The 15,286-nt window shown below is 36.3% G+C and carries 12 protein-coding genes; 8 read left to right on the top strand and 4 right to left on the bottom strand.

Features of this window, described 5'->3' with window-relative positions; translation table 11 throughout:
* Window positions 1–70: 70 nt before the first annotated feature.
* From H9632_RS05445 to H9632_RS05455, 3 genes are all read right to left on the bottom strand, one after another.
* A complete protein-coding gene (locus H9632_RS05445; RefSeq protein ID WP_191703100.1) occupies window positions 71–616 on the bottom strand; it encodes a hypothetical protein in 546 nt (181 codons plus the stop codon).
* The gene (locus tag H9632_RS05450; protein ID WP_191703101.1) at window positions 613–1,401 is read right to left on the bottom strand and encodes a hypothetical protein; all 789 of its coding nucleotides are present in this window, start codon (window positions 1,399–1,401) and stop codon (window positions 613–615) included. The genes H9632_RS05445 and H9632_RS05450 overlap by 4 nt, the downstream gene beginning before the upstream one ends.
* Window positions 1,402–1,705: 304 nt before the next feature.
* Complete coding sequence (locus tag H9632_RS05455) at window positions 1,706–2,647, bottom strand: bile acid:sodium symporter family protein (RefSeq protein ID WP_191703102.1); 942 nt, start codon at window positions 2,645–2,647, stop codon at window positions 1,706–1,708.
* A gap of 491 nt (window positions 2,648–3,138) precedes the next feature.
* Between H9632_RS05455 and H9632_RS05460 the strand changes: the two genes are divergently transcribed.
* The 3 genes from H9632_RS05460 to H9632_RS05470 are packed head-to-tail and all read left to right on the top strand — an operon-like array spanning window position 3,139 to window position 6,144.
* Window positions 3,139–4,389, top strand: coding sequence for an ABC transporter substrate-binding protein (locus H9632_RS05460; RefSeq protein ID WP_191703103.1), 1,251 nt, complete (start codon window positions 3,139–3,141; stop codon window positions 4,387–4,389).
* A 51-nt stretch (window positions 4,390–4,440) separates the two neighbouring features.
* Window positions 4,441–5,322: a carbohydrate ABC transporter permease gene (locus H9632_RS05465; protein ID WP_191703104.1), complete on the top strand. Its 882-nt coding sequence runs from the start codon at window positions 4,441–4,443 to the stop codon at window positions 5,320–5,322.
* 12 nt (window positions 5,323–5,334) lie between these two features.
* On the top strand, window positions 5,335–6,144 hold the full coding sequence (locus H9632_RS05470; protein WP_191703105.1) for a carbohydrate ABC transporter permease: 810 nt from the start codon (window positions 5,335–5,337) through the stop codon (window positions 6,142–6,144).
* Between the two features lie 167 nt (window positions 6,145–6,311).
* Here H9632_RS05470 and H9632_RS05475 read toward each other — a convergent pair whose 3' ends face one another.
* A complete protein-coding gene (locus tag H9632_RS05475) occupies window positions 6,312–6,608 on the bottom strand; it encodes a DNA-binding protein (RefSeq protein WP_191703153.1) in 297 nt (98 codons plus the stop codon).
* A 485-nt stretch (window positions 6,609–7,093) separates the two neighbouring features.
* Here H9632_RS05475 and H9632_RS05480 point away from each other — a divergent pair, with 485 nt between their 5' ends.
* The 5 genes from H9632_RS05480 (at window position 7,094) to urtB (ending at window position 15,280) form a co-directional block, all read left to right on the top strand.
* A complete protein-coding gene (locus tag H9632_RS05480; RefSeq protein WP_191703154.1) occupies window positions 7,094–7,693 on the top strand; it encodes a DedA family protein in 600 nt (199 codons plus the stop codon).
* Between the two features lie 552 nt (window positions 7,694–8,245).
* Window positions 8,246–10,729, top strand: a complete 2,484-nt coding sequence (locus H9632_RS05485; protein WP_191703106.1) for a hypothetical protein — start codon at window positions 8,246–8,248, stop codon at window positions 10,727–10,729.
* Window positions 10,729–11,595, top strand: a complete 867-nt coding sequence (locus H9632_RS05490) for an ABC transporter ATP-binding protein (protein WP_191703107.1) — start codon at window positions 10,729–10,731, stop codon at window positions 11,593–11,595. The genes H9632_RS05485 and H9632_RS05490 overlap by 1 nt, the downstream gene beginning before the upstream one ends.
* Window positions 11,596–12,472: 877 nt before the next feature.
* On the top strand, window positions 12,473–13,750 hold the full coding sequence (urtA, locus tag H9632_RS05495) for an urea ABC transporter substrate-binding protein (RefSeq protein ID WP_191703108.1): 1,278 nt from the start codon (window positions 12,473–12,475) through the stop codon (window positions 13,748–13,750).
* Window positions 13,751–14,377: 627 nt separating this feature from the next.
* The gene (gene urtB / locus H9632_RS05500; protein ID WP_191703109.1) at window positions 14,378–15,280 is read left to right on the top strand and encodes an urea ABC transporter permease subunit UrtB; all 903 of its coding nucleotides are present in this window, start codon (window positions 14,378–14,380) and stop codon (window positions 15,278–15,280) included.
* The last annotated feature ends 6 nt before the right edge of the window (window positions 15,281–15,286 follow it).

Here is a 15,286-nt window from a genome sequence, read left to right on the forward strand (position 1 = left end):
TATTTTTACTGTTTTTTAAGTTTTTTTAAAATAACGGAAATTAGTTCCTCTATTTTTCTGACTACGCAATTCAATCCAAAGAAACTTTGGAACCACGCCGCCGGGAAAGTCTGTTTTCCTTATTTTTACGCTTCCATAGAAACACGATGAAATAAATATAAAAGCAAAACAACAATACATTAGTTGCAAGAAGAATGATCTCGTAAAGGTCAACTGCAAAGTGTATGCCAATGTAAGTAAACAACTGAAATAACAATAGTAAGCTAATATAGAGCCTAGGAAACATACTCTCTTCACCACGTAAAATTTCTTTTGAAACAGAAAAAATACAGGAAAGATAGAGAATTGAAAGAAGCCCATTTAATATAGCAACGATTTGGAACGTTAAATTTGTAGATGGAACGAACATTTCAGGCTGTACTATTCCAATTATTGACGTTATGGCAAGTACCGTAGCACAGATCGCACCTAGTTTGGCATATTGGGCCTCCACTTTTGAAAACGCATAAACAATAATAATGAAGCCGATAAAATCCGGAAAAATATCAAAGGTGCCAAAATTGATGTCAAAAAACTGAAACAAAATCCCGATTATAATAAGTTTGTGAAAGTTCATAGCTCGCCACGCTCCTTCACTAAATTGTTTACCCAGTCCTCACTTGGTTTCGTATTTAAAAATTGGGTCAAGGTCAAAATTTTATCTTTTTGCTCGGCATCCATAATATGCAGTTCCAGTTTAAATAGCTCCATTTCATATTGAGCCTCGCCGTCTGTTGTCTCAATATATAGTTTATCTTCGGTGTTAAATTGAAGTGGTGCAGTTAGGGGAAGCTGTACATCCTTACCATTTATTTTGAAATTCAGCAGGTCAACCCGATTATCCACGACCGTTACTTGTTTTAAAGTAAAGGGTTCTAATACTTTATAAAAACCGGACGTGCCATCTGTCCCGACAGAACTAGATAATGACTGAAGCTGCGGGATCTCCTCATACTCATAAGTTGTAAGTGGGATCGTTGTTGTAATTCCATTCTTAAAATGAATTGTCCCTTTTGTAACGCCCTCTAAAGGAGTTAAATCTTCATTGTCATAAAGCCATATAACCGGTGAAATCATACTGTAATACGTATATTTAACATATGTTTCAAGCGTAGTCTGTGGCTGCGCATTAAACATCGAAAATGGCTGTTCCGGGTAATAATGGTGCCCGTTAAACTCTATCGATTGGAATTCATGCGGATCTAATGAATTTGTTACATATGAAAATTTAATCGTTTTGTTTGCAAAGTCAATCATACCAGCCACAGGAATCGGTTCATCCAGCATCTTTGTGTCATAGTATAGCGTACTCGCTATTTGTATAATACCAACTACAGCAAGTATCAGTAATAATCTTTTCATAAAATTCTCCTAACTTTACTCTTTGTTATAGTAAATAACCCGCTAAATTAGGGAATTATTACATAAATAGTATACGCTATGTTATTTTAAAAAGAATGAGCTATTGTAAGTGTTTATAACCGAAGAAGTTGCAAAGGGGAAAGATAACTTTCACAAATTTAAACATTTATTTAATTTAGGAATGTATTAAAACTTTCGTACTCGATGTTAAACAATAAAAGGCACTGTCTAAATTATTCAAATGAAAAAGTGGTATGAATTTTTAAATTCGTACCACTTTTCAAATTGATTAGCTAATATTTAGTTACTGTTTTTCCTTCTTATCCGCTTTAGAACCCCAATACGTAGCAAGAACTGGTCCGGAAATATTGTGCCAGAAACTGAAAATGGCACTTGGAACCGCTGCTACTGGATCGAAGTGGGCCATTGCTAATTGTGCGCCTAAGCCAGAATTTTGCATACCCACTTCAATTGAGACAGCTTTTTGATCATCGTACTGTAGTTTAAATAGTTTCGCTACTAAGAACCCGAGTAAGTATCCTAAACCGTTATGTAAAATGACAATTGCAAAGATAATTAATCCTGTTTCTAAAATTTTGTCGCGGCTTCCGCTTACTACAGCTGCAACAATCATGACGATGGCAACAACTGATACTGTTGGAAGAATATCAACACTTTTTTCAACAAGTGGTTTAAATAAGAACTGCGCAATGATACCTAAAATAATTGGAATTAATACCACTTTTATTACCGACATAAACATGGCCATAAATGAAACCGGTAACCATTCGCTTGCTAATAAGTAAATAAGAGCCGGTGTTACAAAAGGGGCTAGTAATGTCGTACATGATGTAATTGTAACGGATAATGCTGTATTTCCTTTTGCGAGGAATGTCATAACGTTAGATGAAGTTCCTCCCGGGCAGCAACCTACTAATATAACCCCAACCGCAATTTCCGGTGGCAGGTTGAAAATCTTGGCTAATGCAAACGCTAGTAATGGCATAATAACAAATTGTGAAACAATCCCAATGATGACGCCTTTAGGGTGCTGAAGAATTAACTTGAAATCATCTACTTTCAACGTCATCCCCATACCAAACATAACAATTCCGAGTAACAAGGTGATGTAACTGCCAATCCAAGTGAAATATTCTGGTAACCAGATGGCTAAACCAGCTGCGACGAGTACCCAAATCGCAAATGTATTCCCCGCAAACTTACCTATTTTCTGTAAAACTCCCATAATGATGTGACCTCAGCTTTCTATTGAATTCTAGTTATTGTAATATATTAAATTTTTAATTGCAATAAAATTCAGAAAATTTTGTTTATCAATATTGGTAATAATGATATTAATAATTAGTACATGCTCCAAAACATATAAATATCGTAATTTTTAATTAATCAAACATATTTCAAAAAATAGGTTTACTTAACTTTTAATAGGGGTATATGAAATTATTGGTTTTGTCTCAGCCAGTAAATTTCCCCAAGTGTAACATCTCCAATTTTAAGTGCAATCCTATTACAACCACCATTAGTAAACTAAAAAATAATAAATAAAGAGTAGGAGTGAGAATTGAATAAATAAAATTCTTTTTATTATGCAGTCATTTAATAAGTTCTTGAATAGACCTTAAAAAGATAACTATAACTGCGTGTTACATAGTGAACCGATTTTGTTGTCATGTAAATATTAATCGAATAATGGAAGAAAAAAGGGGGACTCCAAGTATGAAAAGGATGTTTTTAGTTAGTATTTTAATATTGTCAGTTGTTTTATCTGGTTGTGTAGGGAGTACAAGTAGTAATTCTGATAGTGGGGCCGGCGATGGTAAAACGAAAATTAGCTTCATTCATTGGCGAGGCGAAGATAAAGAGGCTTTCGATAGCCTAATAGCTGAATTCGAAGAACAAAATAAAGACATTGAAGTAGACATGACAATTTATCCATCAGAACAATATCAATCTACAGCGCAAACGTTATTACGTGACGGCTCAACAGGAGATGTTTTTACAAGCTATCCGGGTTCTCATTTTGAAATAATTAAACAGGCAGGTTTATTTGAGGATTTATCCAATGAAGATTTTCTTGAAAACTATAATGAGCGATTAATTTTAGCTGGTCAGGCAGATGACAAGCAATATGCAGTACCGTTACAGCTTGTATTTAATCAGCCTATATACAACGCTACATTATTTGAGGAATTAGGATTAGATCCAAACCCTAAAAGCTGGGAAGAATTTTTAGCCCTTTGCCAAGCAATAGCCGATGCAGGACATACTCCGATTGCCTTCCCAGGTGCAGATATTGGCCCGGGACAGTTCATGAACTCTATGATGATGAACAATGCTCCTGAAGAAGATGTTTTTGACAAGCTAATAGCCGGGGAAGCTAGGCTTACAGATGAGTGGTGGGTAAAAACACTTACACAATTTAAAGAGTTAAACGACAAAGGCTATTTAGGAAATGGTGCTCTAGGAACAAATCATCCAGGTGCTATTGCCATGATTGCAAACGGTGAAGCAGCTATGCTTGCAACTGGTTCATTTGCAGTAGCGGGCATTAAAGAGATCAATCCAGATATTGAATTAGGTTTACTTGCGCCAATTACAGTTTCAGAAAGTGAAGCTGTGTGGGAAGGGATTCATACAACTACATTCATGCTTGCAGTAAATTCGAAATCAAGTAAAAAAGAAGCGGCCAAAAAGTTTGTATCTTTCTTATCTGAAAAAGAAAACGCTGAGGAATACGCAAATAAAACAAGTCAACACGTAACAGTTAATGACGTAGAGTATACATCTGAAGAATTAAAATCAGCAGAAGAATGGTTTGAGAAAAACACCCGCTTCCAACCACGTTATTTAATCCCGAATGCTAATGTAGAAAAAGCTGTTATTGCTTCAATACAAGCTGTATTAAATGGAACGGATCCGGTAAAAGCAGCTGAAGATTCTCAAAAGATTGTAGATCAAAATATTTGATAAAAGGGGGATTTTTTTCCCCTACTCTATTTAATGTAAAGGGATGATTGGATGAACTTAAAAAGGAATAAGGTCTTACTACTATTTTTAATTCCAGGTTTAATTTTATATTCTATTTTCTTTATCATTCCTACTATTAATGCTGTAATATACTCTTTTACAGATTGGGACGGACTTTCGCCAGACTATAACATAGTTGGGTTTGATAACTACATAAATATACTTACAAATGATTCAATATTCTTAAAGGCAATGGGCAATAACTTGAAATTTATGCTCTTTGTATTAATTTTCCAAACAGGCTTTTCGTTACTGTTTGCACTGTTTTTAATTAAAAACACAAAGACGAATGTATTTTTACGTGCATTATATTTTTTCCCGACAATTTTAAGTTCAGTTTCTGTAGCGTTTATTTGGTCATTTGTTTATGACCCAAATATCGGCATATTAAACACGATTCTTGGTTATTTAAACCTTGAGTTTTTACAGCAAAGTTGGTTAGGTAATCAAAATATAGCTATTTATTCAGTAGCTGTAACACAAGTTTGGTTCCATACAGGTCAAATGTTAGTCATTTTCGTAGCAGGACTACAAGCAATTCCTAAAGATTTATACGAAGTGGCTAATATAGAAGGCGCAAGTCGTTGGCAGCGTTTTAGGTATGTTACTTGGCCGATGATTGCCCCATCAGCGACTATTGTTATGGCATATACGACCATTCAGTCCTTTAAAGCGTTCGACTTGATTTTCGCAATGACTCGTGGTGGCCCTAATTATTCAACGGAAATTTTGGCAACTCTCATTTATACGACTGCATTTAGAAGCTTTGAGTTCGGTTATGCTTCAGCTGAATCGGTATTATTTATGATTATTATTGCTATTATCACAGTACTGCAATTTAGAATTTTGAGAGCTAGCAAGGTCCAGGAATAGGGGGGAAGGGATATGCGGATTATAAGATTCATACTTCTAACATTATTTGCTTTAGTCGTCATTATACCTATGATGATTGTCGTACTTACAACATTTAAATCTACATCAGAGGTATTTTCAAATATATTAGGATTACCGAGCAGTTTAAGCTTTAAAAACTATGTATCTATTTTTACAGAACAACCAATGTCCCGTTATTTCTTGAACAGTGTAATTGTTACGTTTTTCTCTGTAACGCTTACTCTATTGTTTGCAAGTTTGATTGCATATAGTGTAACGAGAATGTTTGGATGGATTGGTGTCATTATCTTTTCTTTATTTACGCTGGGGATGATGGTGCCAGCTCAAGTAAATATGATACCGCTCTATCAGCTAGTATATAATTTAGGGTTAACTAATAGTTTGCTAGGTTTAATATTAGTTAATATTGCTGTCACAATGCCAGTAGCTATTTTTATAATAACTGGATTTATGAAATCTATTCCTAAATCATTATTTGAAGCAGCTACAATTGACGGAGCCAGTGAATTTAAAATGTATTATAAGATTGCTATACCTTTATCATTGCCTTCCATTGCAGCAACAGCAATTTTCCTATGCGTAATGCACTGGAACGATTTATTGTATCCATTATTATTTATTACGAACAATGATTATAAAACGCTTCCTCTTGCTTTGTTGGAATTCCAAGGAGAATATGCTACGAACTATCCGCTGTTATTTACGGGAGTCTTAATAGCATCAGCTCCTATGATTCTTGCTTATCTATTCCTACAACGTTACTTCATTGCCGGGATTACAGCAGGTTCTGTTAAAGGATAATTAAATGTAATATAGCCAAAGGGATTTGGAAATTGCTCGTTTTCCAAATCCCTTTGGCTATTACTCCCGTTATTTCATATTAAAATAAAAATGCATAAAAAATGAGCTAGGAATGTATCTCCTAACTCGTTTGTATTGCTGTCCAGTTTTACTAAAATAAAGTAAGTTTACTCGCCTAAATTCAATAACCATTTACGCAATTTTTCCTTCGGATAGTACACCTTACCGTTTATTATAATATGCGGAATGTCTGAATGCTCTTGAATTAAAGATTTTGCATCTTCTTTTGATATTCCCATAAAATAATGGACATCATTTTCTTTAATGAGTTCGTGTTCATCTTCTTCATCTAAAGAATCGAGAAGATTTTTTGCATCCGGATTTTTAAAATTTTTCAGTCCATCTCCGATAAAATATCCTGCAACTGCAATTCCTACGGCTACAAAAATAAAACCCCATTCCATCATTTTGCCCCCCTAAAAATAAATGTCATCTTATGTAAGATTGATGTTAAGATTCTATTTTTCATTAACCTGTGCTTTTAGTTTAAGTACATTCATTCAAAATCTCATTCTTATTTTAACGTAAATATTCAGTTTAGGTAAAATTAATTGTTGATCTTGAGTCTAAAGTACAAAAAAGCAGATAGAAAAGGGGACTAGTCAAAGTGGTTGTGACATATCGCTTTTTGCATATACATACACTGCTATAATAGGGAAATATCTTAAAGAAGGCAACATTACTTGCGGGAATGACGTTCTATTTTAAAGGAGAACATACATAATAGCGGTAGGTTTTCACATTTTCTATTGTGAAACGTTCCAAGTTTTTGTATGCTAAATGAATGTAGAAGTGGACTAAAGGGATAAAATCGGTTTCTGTCGATTTTGACTTTGAAGATTGCAAATGATTGGAGTTGTTTTTGTTGTTAGATACAATCATTTTACCAATGATTGAGTTTTTTAAAGGGTTTGGCTATTTCGGTGTATTATTGGCACTCTGCTTCGAGTTTATTCCGGCAGAAGTCATTTTACCGATGGCCGGGTTTTGGATTGCTCAGGGAGAATATAAATATTGGCTAATGGTGCTTGCAGGTACTGTAGGTGGAACAATTGGTCCATTGACATTATACGCAGTAGGTCGCTATGGCGGTCGTCCGATTGTATTGAAATACGGGAAGTTCTTCTTGGTTAATGAAAAGCAAATAAATGCTGCGGACAAGTTTTTCGCAAAATATGGTGCAGGTGTCGCCTTTTTCGGACGCTTTATGCCAATCGTCCGTACAGCGATTTCCGTTCCTTGCGGGATGACAAAAATGAATGTATGGAAATTTACAATTTACACGTTTTTAGCAATGTTTCCGATTACCGCACTTTATGTGTATTTAGGCATTAAGCTAGGTGAAAATTGGGAACAGGCTGGAGAGCTGTTTAAACAATATTTACAGCCATTTGTTATCATCATTTTAATTTTAGCAGTAATTTATGCAATTTATAAATACCGCATCAAGTTATTGGAACGTAAAATGAATTTACCAAATAAGAAATAGTTTGAAAAGGTAGCCTGATTATATAAGGGCTACCTTTTTTAATTACAATTTTCACCTCACTTTCTTTTAAAAAAACCCCCGAATATTCTAATAGGAATTTTATAGACTCATCATCATAACATGGGGGTTCTTTTCTAATTCGGAGCGGAGGGTGAGCCGCCAAAAATACTTACTTCAACGAAAAGAGTTGTGCGAAGTGTAGGGGCGGACTCCTTGGCGATTAAGCGTGCGCGGAAAATCCACTTTTGATGCCGCCGTCAGAGGCATCAAAAGTTAGTTGGAGCCACGCCGCCCGGAAAGCCTGCCCCGGAACGGAGTACAACGGACGCGAGCTTCCAAAAAACTTGCCTTATCGCATTTTCCCCGTAGCGCAGCAGGACAGACTTCATTATAAAATCTTATTATTTCAACTTTGTCCCCCAACTTATAGAATGGTGTTTAACTATTTTATACATATTTTGGATTAAAAATGGTAAAGTGAACATAAAAGAACAATAACTTAATAAGATTTAAATTTAGTAGATGCAAAATCATATGAGTGGAGGGGGACAATTGAAAGATATAATCCATTTTCTTATGAAGGGATGGCTAAAAAGCAAGTATATTTTCCTGTTTCCGATTGCAATGGGGCTTCTTGTTTGTATACTGCTGGGCATTAATAGTACGCAGTCGGGTGCAACGAAGAACGAGTTGCAGGAAACATTCGACAATCGTAAAGAAACTGTTCGTCTTTTAATTTCCAGTATGTTAACGAAAGAACGCGTTATTGGCCTTACACCTGATGAACGGGAATCGTTGGACATTCTTTTGTTAAAAGAAGAGCATATAAAAGAGATATTAGCAAAGATTAATGAAGGGGATCTAAAGATTGCACAAGAACAGCTTGCCTATATAAATGAGTACGAAACATATACCGCCACAACCAAATTTATACCTTACCTCAATCAAGATGCATTAAAGCTTGAGCGTCTTATGGCTGAACATTTACTTGATTATGATCTACCATATTCAGAGCAAATCACTCCCTATAAAACGGCCCTCTTTACAAAGCAGTTATTCCAGATTTTTTTTAGCCCAATTACTATATTTATGCTACTGCTTGTATTTTGTTTTAAATATATGGCTGATAAAGAAAAACGGCTATTTGATTTCTTTAAAATAAACTCATTATCCAATACATCCATTTATTACGGATACTTAGTTCCATTACTAAGTATAGTATTTATGTATATTTTAATAGCAAGTATTCTATCGTTTTTACCTCCGTTATTAACTGGGAATATCAATACAATTTTTTACCCGCTGGAAGTAGCTGTCGGTTCAGAAATGATTTTGGTGCCTGTATGGAAGTGGCTAGTTTTTATTCCGATTGGCTGGGGAATTTTCATTTCATTTCTATTGCTTATAACAATTTGCCTGTTCAAGCAGCAAGCCAATTTAGGCATCCTGTTCTCTGTCATTAGTATGCCGGTTTTCATCGGTTACCTGATTTCATTAAAGACTGGATTCCAAATAGGAAACCCGATTCACTTAATTGCTTCATATGAACCGCACTTGTTGACTTCAAATCGTTTTGTTCTGTATTTACTTAGCATGCTATTGCTGCTCATTTTTAGTAGTATCATTGCGTATGTTATTATTCGAACTAAAAATATCAAGCTTACAATACCTCAACTTAATACAACAAAAAAGCAGTATCAATCAACACAGAAGTTTAAGCTTCTGCAATTCGAGCATATAAAAAAGAAACGCAAAGGACATATTCTTTTTACCATAATTTTATTATTCGGAATGATTGGTGGGGTCGTTGTTGCGGTGAATGAGCAGTATCAAACATTCCCTGACAAAGCATTAAAAGCGATTGAAAGTTATCAAAATCAAATTATTAAAGATCAGGCACATTGGAAACTGGTCGCGGAAGAATTTGAACTCGAACAGGCATTGCAACGGCAAATGGCAGAGCAAGCCGGAGAAGAAATGGAAATACTGGATGAAAACCCGTTCCTATTGATGATAAAACAATTGGAAAATCGGTATGATGCGGTGGAAAGTTTAAAAGGCGAGATTCATTCCCCTGACTTTTCCGAAACTTATCGTAAAGTTATGAAGTCGCTGGCACCAGGTTCATATAAAGATAGCGAAAGTACAAACACATTGACAGATATGGCATCTGAAGAACAGCAAATGATTCTGGAAGACAAGGGAATTACACCATGGCCACTTGGACATAAATGGGTTTCCAATTTTCATGATCCGAGTCAAGCTGTGGATAATGACCATTTTAAAAGATTAAAGCTTTACCAGGAACAAAATACTAAATATGACAACAGCAGTTTGTTTGCTGTCTACAAGTTTATGGATTGGAATATGATGCTGTTTGTATTGCTTCTATTTGTATTACTGTTATGGACAACGATGGCTGAGGAGCGCAGTCCTAATCCAACGATTAACTTTTTAGCTACGAAGCCGATTCGACTTACATCCGTTTATATAACGAAATGGCTCTATAATTTCGTGATTGCCTGTAGTTTACTTCTTATTAGCAGTACGATCGTTCTCCTCGTTGCCATACTTATTGGGGGCTTTGGAGAAGCGAATTATCCGATTTTGATTTATGCGAGGGAAAGGATAGGGGAACATTATTTCCTTTCAACAGCCGATTATGCCTATTTTTACTTTGAAAGCCTAGCTGCACTTCTTGTGAAAAGCGGAATTCTTATCATCGCTCAAATTTACTTTTTGAATAGCCTGTTCAGTTTCATAGGAAAAGTGATTAAAAACCATTACGCAGCTATTATTGTGACGTTCTTGATTGTCATTGCAGGCTATACTGCTGGAAACTATTATATTGAATTAACGAGCAGTTTTTATAATCCGTTTGTCTATTTTGATACTTGGAATGTGATAGATGGCTGGAAATCCATTGAAGCGAATAACGGGCAAGTAAATTTTCTAAGTGGCACGGCCATTTTATTCGTTAGCGGAAGCTTGTTGTTCGTTATCGGTCTTTTATTTAGAAGGAGGGTGACATCTTAATGGTATTGCATGTTCATCAGCTCGAAAAAAAGTATAAAAATAAGCTAATCCTCGAAAATATTAATTTTTCGATTGGAGGTGGGGAAATCATTGGTCTTGTAGGACCAAATGGGGCAGGGAAATCAACGTTAATGCGTTCAGTATTAGGGCTGGAAGAAATTAATGGCGGCTCAGTTCAAATAAATAACATTTCTCATAATAGCCCTGAATTTTTTAAATATATCTCTTTTTTACCGAGTGATAATTACTTGTATATGCAGCTAACAGGTTATGATCATCTGTCGTTTATTGCCAATGTCTATAAGATTCCCCCTAATGATATCGAGGATATTATAGATCTAGTCGGAATTCGCTCCTATGTGAATCAGCCTGTGAAGTCCTATTCTTATGGGATGCGCCAACATTTATTTATTGCGGTAAGTATTCTGACAAAGCCGCTCATTATTTTAATGGATGAACCGTTTAACGGATTGGACCCAACAAGTACTATAGAATTAAAACAATTAATCCGCACACTGCATGGACAGGGAATCAGCATAGTCATCTCCACACATAACCTCGATATACTGGAGGATTTGACAGATACAATCTGGTTTATTAAAGAGGGAAAGCTCCATACAAATCAGCTTGAGTCAAAGATCGATGTACCTTATGAGATTAAGTGTAATCCTAATCATGACCTTGCTCAATTAATGCAAGATAGTGAACTTCCATTTCAGATAAATGAAAATCGGCTTATTACAGATGCGGCACACTCGATTGAAATTTATCTGCAATGGCTACTTAAGCAGGATATACAAATTCAGTCGGTAAATCCGTTAAAACGTAATTTGGAAGAGTTGTATCGCGATTTTTATGATGTGTAGTTAATATAGGAAATTATAAAAAGCCGTTGTCGCATATCGTGACAACGGCTTAAACTGTAGACGACCTCTTAAAAAGTATTTGTTTAAAATTACATATATTGAACCGTTGATTTCCATTCCGGGACCGAAGCTTTCCCCGGGCACGGCTCCAGCTAACTAAATTGTGCCTACAACGGCAGGTACAATTTAGTGGATCTTCCGCGCGTGCGGTTCCCGGTGGAGTCACGGTCCCTCCACTCCAATCAACTTATTCATCGCTTTAAATAAAGTGAGATATGATTTCAATGATGACTAGTAATCAAACAATGAACGTGAACAAATTTTCCGGCTAACCATCTAGTTAAAATTTATAATAAAAAGACAAAAGGTCTCGAGGGTTTATCTCTCGAGACCTTTTGTCGACAATCTAAGCCATTGTCATGTATCGCGAAAACGGCTTAATTTATGGTGAAATGAAACTTCTGAAACCAAAAACTTCAATTAAATCTTCGATAAGTTCTATTTATCCTCCCCAATAAAAAAAGTTATGTGATATTAATTAACATTAAAATTGGGATAGACTATATTTTAACGTCCACTATCAAACAAGGGACTTTGGAAAAGATAACTTTGAAGCAATATGCTTGCATACCTAACGTTATAAGTAGCTCAAATAAAAGGAATTTTGTAATTTAAGAACTATATTTACATAATTTTATTAACTAATATTAGAGGTTAAAGTAATTAATTACCAAATTGGGATTCGTCATACTTCTTATATTGAGATAAGAATGTTCTGAAAATGGAATTGATACAGACTGAATTATTCTATAGAATTTCACATGTAAGGAAAACTAACATGAAAATCCTTGCGTAATAGTTTGAGGGGGGTTAGTGAATGAAAAAGCTGAAAAATATATGGTTTATGGCATTGTTGACACTTATGTTTGTCGTATTAACAGCATGTGTCGGTGAAAATGCCGCAGAACCAGCAAAAACGGGAGCAGAATCAACATCAGATGGTACAGCTACTAAAACAGAAAAGCCAGAGGGTGATACTGTAAAAGTAGGGATTTTACACTCATTGAGTGGCACGATGGCAATCAGTGAGGTATCACTAAGAAATGCCGAAATGATGGCAATCGAAGAAATCAATGCCGCTGGTGGTGTTTTAGGTAAACAAATTGAACCAATTATTGAAGATGGTGCATCAGATTGGCCTACGTTTGCTGAAAAAGCAAAAAAATTACTTCAAAGTGATCAAGTAGCCACGGTATTCGGTGGTTGGACTTCCGCATCACGTAAAGCAATGCTCCCTGTATTTGAACAAAATAATGGCTTACTTTGGTACCCAGTGCAATATGAAGGAATGGAATCTTCGCCGAACATTATGTACACAGGCGCTACTACTAATCAACAGATTGTTCCAGCAGTGGACTGGCTGTTAGAAAACAAAGGGAAAAAGATGTTCTTATTAGGTTCAGATTACGTTTTCCCTCGTACTGCCAATAATATTATAAAAGCTCAATTAAAAGCAAAAGGTGGCGAATTAGTCGGTGAAGAATATACTGCCCTTGGCCACACTGACTACTCGACATTAATTTCAAAAATTAAGGCGGCAAAGCCAGATGTTGTGTTTAACACATTAAATGGCGATAGTAACGTCGCATTCTTTAAACAATTAAAAGATGTTGGTATTACAGCTGAAAATCTACCTGTCCTTTCAGTATCAATTGCTGAAGAAGAAATTCGCGGTATTGGTGGAGATGTTGTAGCTGGACATTATACTTCTTGGAACTATTACCAAACACTTGATACAGCAGAAAATAACGACTGGGTTGCAAACTTCAAAGCGAAGTACGGAGATGAAGTTGTAACAGACGATCCAATTGAAGCGGCATACTTTGCAGTTTATTTATGGGCTGCAGCAGCAGAAAAAGCCGGCTCGTTTGATGTAGATGCTGTGAAAGAAGCAGCGAAAGGCATTGAGGTGTCTGCTCCAGGTGGTACCGTGAAAATCGATGGAGATAACCAACATACTTATAAAGTCGTTCGTATCGGTGAAATTCGTGAAGACGGTTTAATCGATGAGCTTTGGAATTCAGGTGAGGCTGTGAAGCCAGATCCATACTTAGAAAACTATGATTGGGCAGCATCTGTAAAACCAGGTGAATAATGGCTAACCATCATAACATGGGAATATTTTCTAATAAAATTTCACTTGATTGATTGGTGGGCTACGGCAAGACAGCGCTAAAGCCACGTGATACGTGTCTCTATCACTGCCTTTATTGCCGTTTGCAAGGCCCACCAATCCCAAAATTTTGCCCTCGTTATAAAGTGTAGTAAAAACACCCAATCTAGCCGCTTGCGCTATCGCGAGGCGGCGGAGAGCAAAATGCTATATTTTGAATCTTCATTTTTGTAGAAATTTACTTTATGCCAAAGTGTAGAGTGACGCGGAGCGGAGGATGCGCCGTCAATAACTTTTTTCAACGAAAAGAGTTGTGCGAAGTGTAGGGGCGGACTCCTTGGCGATTAAGCGTGCGCGGAAAATCCACTTTTGATGCCGCCGTCAAAGGCATCAAAAGTTAGTTGGAGCCACGCCGCCCGGAAAGCCTGCCCCGGAACGTAGTACAACGGACGCGAGCTTCAAAAACACTTGCTTCAACGTTCTTTCCCGTAGCGCAGCAGAACGAACTTGATTTTTAACATCCCCAACTTATGGTGATGAACCTGAATAATTGAAATAGTACGCTCCTACATCAAGTAGGGGCTAACTTTTCAATCGAGGAGGTCTATGATGGAGATTTTGTTGACACAGCTATTTAATGGATTAAGCTATAGCTCATTTTTATTACTGATTGCGTTAGGTCTTTCGATTACTTTTGGCTTAATGCGTGTTATGAATATGGCACATGGTGACATGATTATGATCGGAGCATATGTTACCTACTCTGTTCAATTAATTTTTGTCAGTATGGTACCTGAATCTTTATTTGATTATTATTTTATTCTCTCTATTCCAATTGCATTTATTGTAACAGCTTTAATTGGCTTGTTAGTTGAAAAAAGCTTAATTCGATTTTTATATGCTCGACCACTCGATAGTTTATTAGCTACTTGGGGATTAAGCTTAATTTTTCAGCAAATTGCCCGGATGATTTTTGGGGCTCCAAACGTTGCCGTAACAGCACCTTCTTGGTTGAATGGCAATGTGGAAATTGCTTCGGTGGTGTTGCCATATAAACGATTATTTATTCTTGTACTTGTATGCTTGTGTGTGCTGGGGCTTTATTATTATTTAGTTAAAACGACTGCGGGTAGACGAATGAATGCCGTAACTCTTAATCGACCAATGGCAGCAAGCTTAGGTATTAATACACGAAAAGTAGATGCAACAGCCTTTGCGTTAGGCTCTGGCTTAGGCGGAGTGGCAGGGTGTGCGCTTACTTTACTTGGTCCAGTTGGTCCAACTGTAGGAACTAATTATATTATCGATGCATTTATGATTGTTATTTTAGGCGGTGTCGGCAAAATTAAAGGCACGGTGCTTGGTGCCCTATGTATTGGCTTATTAAGTACATTTACTGAATACGGTACAAGTGCCACGATTGCAAAGGTAGTTGTGTTTGCTTTCATCATTATCTTCCTTCAATGGAAGCCATCAGGACTAATTTCAACTAGAACACGAGTGCTGGACTAAGGGGGG

This window comes from Solibacillus merdavium (genome assembly GCF_014836935.1).
GTDB lineage: Bacteria > Bacillota > Bacilli > Bacillales_A > Planococcaceae > Solibacillus > Solibacillus ferritrahens.

Excerpts from the sequence above, each read along its gene's own strand:
- H9632_RS05445 (WP_191703100.1), bottom strand. The coding sequence starts at position 616 with ATGAACTTTCACAAACTTATTATAATCGGGATTTTGTTTCAGTTTTTT.
- H9632_RS05450 (WP_191703101.1), bottom strand. The coding sequence starts at position 1,401 with ATGAAAAGATTATTACTGATACTTGCTGTAGTTGGTATTATACAAATA.
- H9632_RS05455 (WP_191703102.1), bottom strand. The coding sequence starts at position 2,647 with ATGGGAGTTTTACAGAAAATAGGTAAGTTTGCGGGGAATACATTTGCG.
- H9632_RS05460 (WP_191703103.1), top strand. The coding sequence starts at position 3,139 with ATGAAAAGGATGTTTTTAGTTAGTATTTTAATATTGTCAGTTGTTTTA.
- H9632_RS05465 (WP_191703104.1), top strand. The coding sequence starts at position 4,441 with ATGAACTTAAAAAGGAATAAGGTCTTACTACTATTTTTAATTCCAGGT.
- H9632_RS05470 (WP_191703105.1), top strand. The coding sequence starts at position 5,335 with ATGCGGATTATAAGATTCATACTTCTAACATTATTTGCTTTAGTCGTC.
- H9632_RS05475 (WP_191703153.1), bottom strand. The coding sequence starts at position 6,608 with ATGGAATGGGGTTTTATTTTTGTAGCCGTAGGAATTGCAGTTGCAGGA.
- H9632_RS05480 (WP_191703154.1), top strand. The coding sequence starts at position 7,094 with ATGATTGAGTTTTTTAAAGGGTTTGGCTATTTCGGTGTATTATTGGCA.
- H9632_RS05490 (WP_191703107.1), top strand. The coding sequence starts at position 10,729 with ATGGTATTGCATGTTCATCAGCTCGAAAAAAAGTATAAAAATAAGCTA.
- urtA (WP_191703108.1), top strand. The coding sequence starts at position 12,473 with ATGAAAAAGCTGAAAAATATATGGTTTATGGCATTGTTGACACTTATG.
- urtB (WP_191703109.1), top strand. The coding sequence starts at position 14,378 with ATGGAGATTTTGTTGACACAGCTATTTAATGGATTAAGCTATAGCTCA.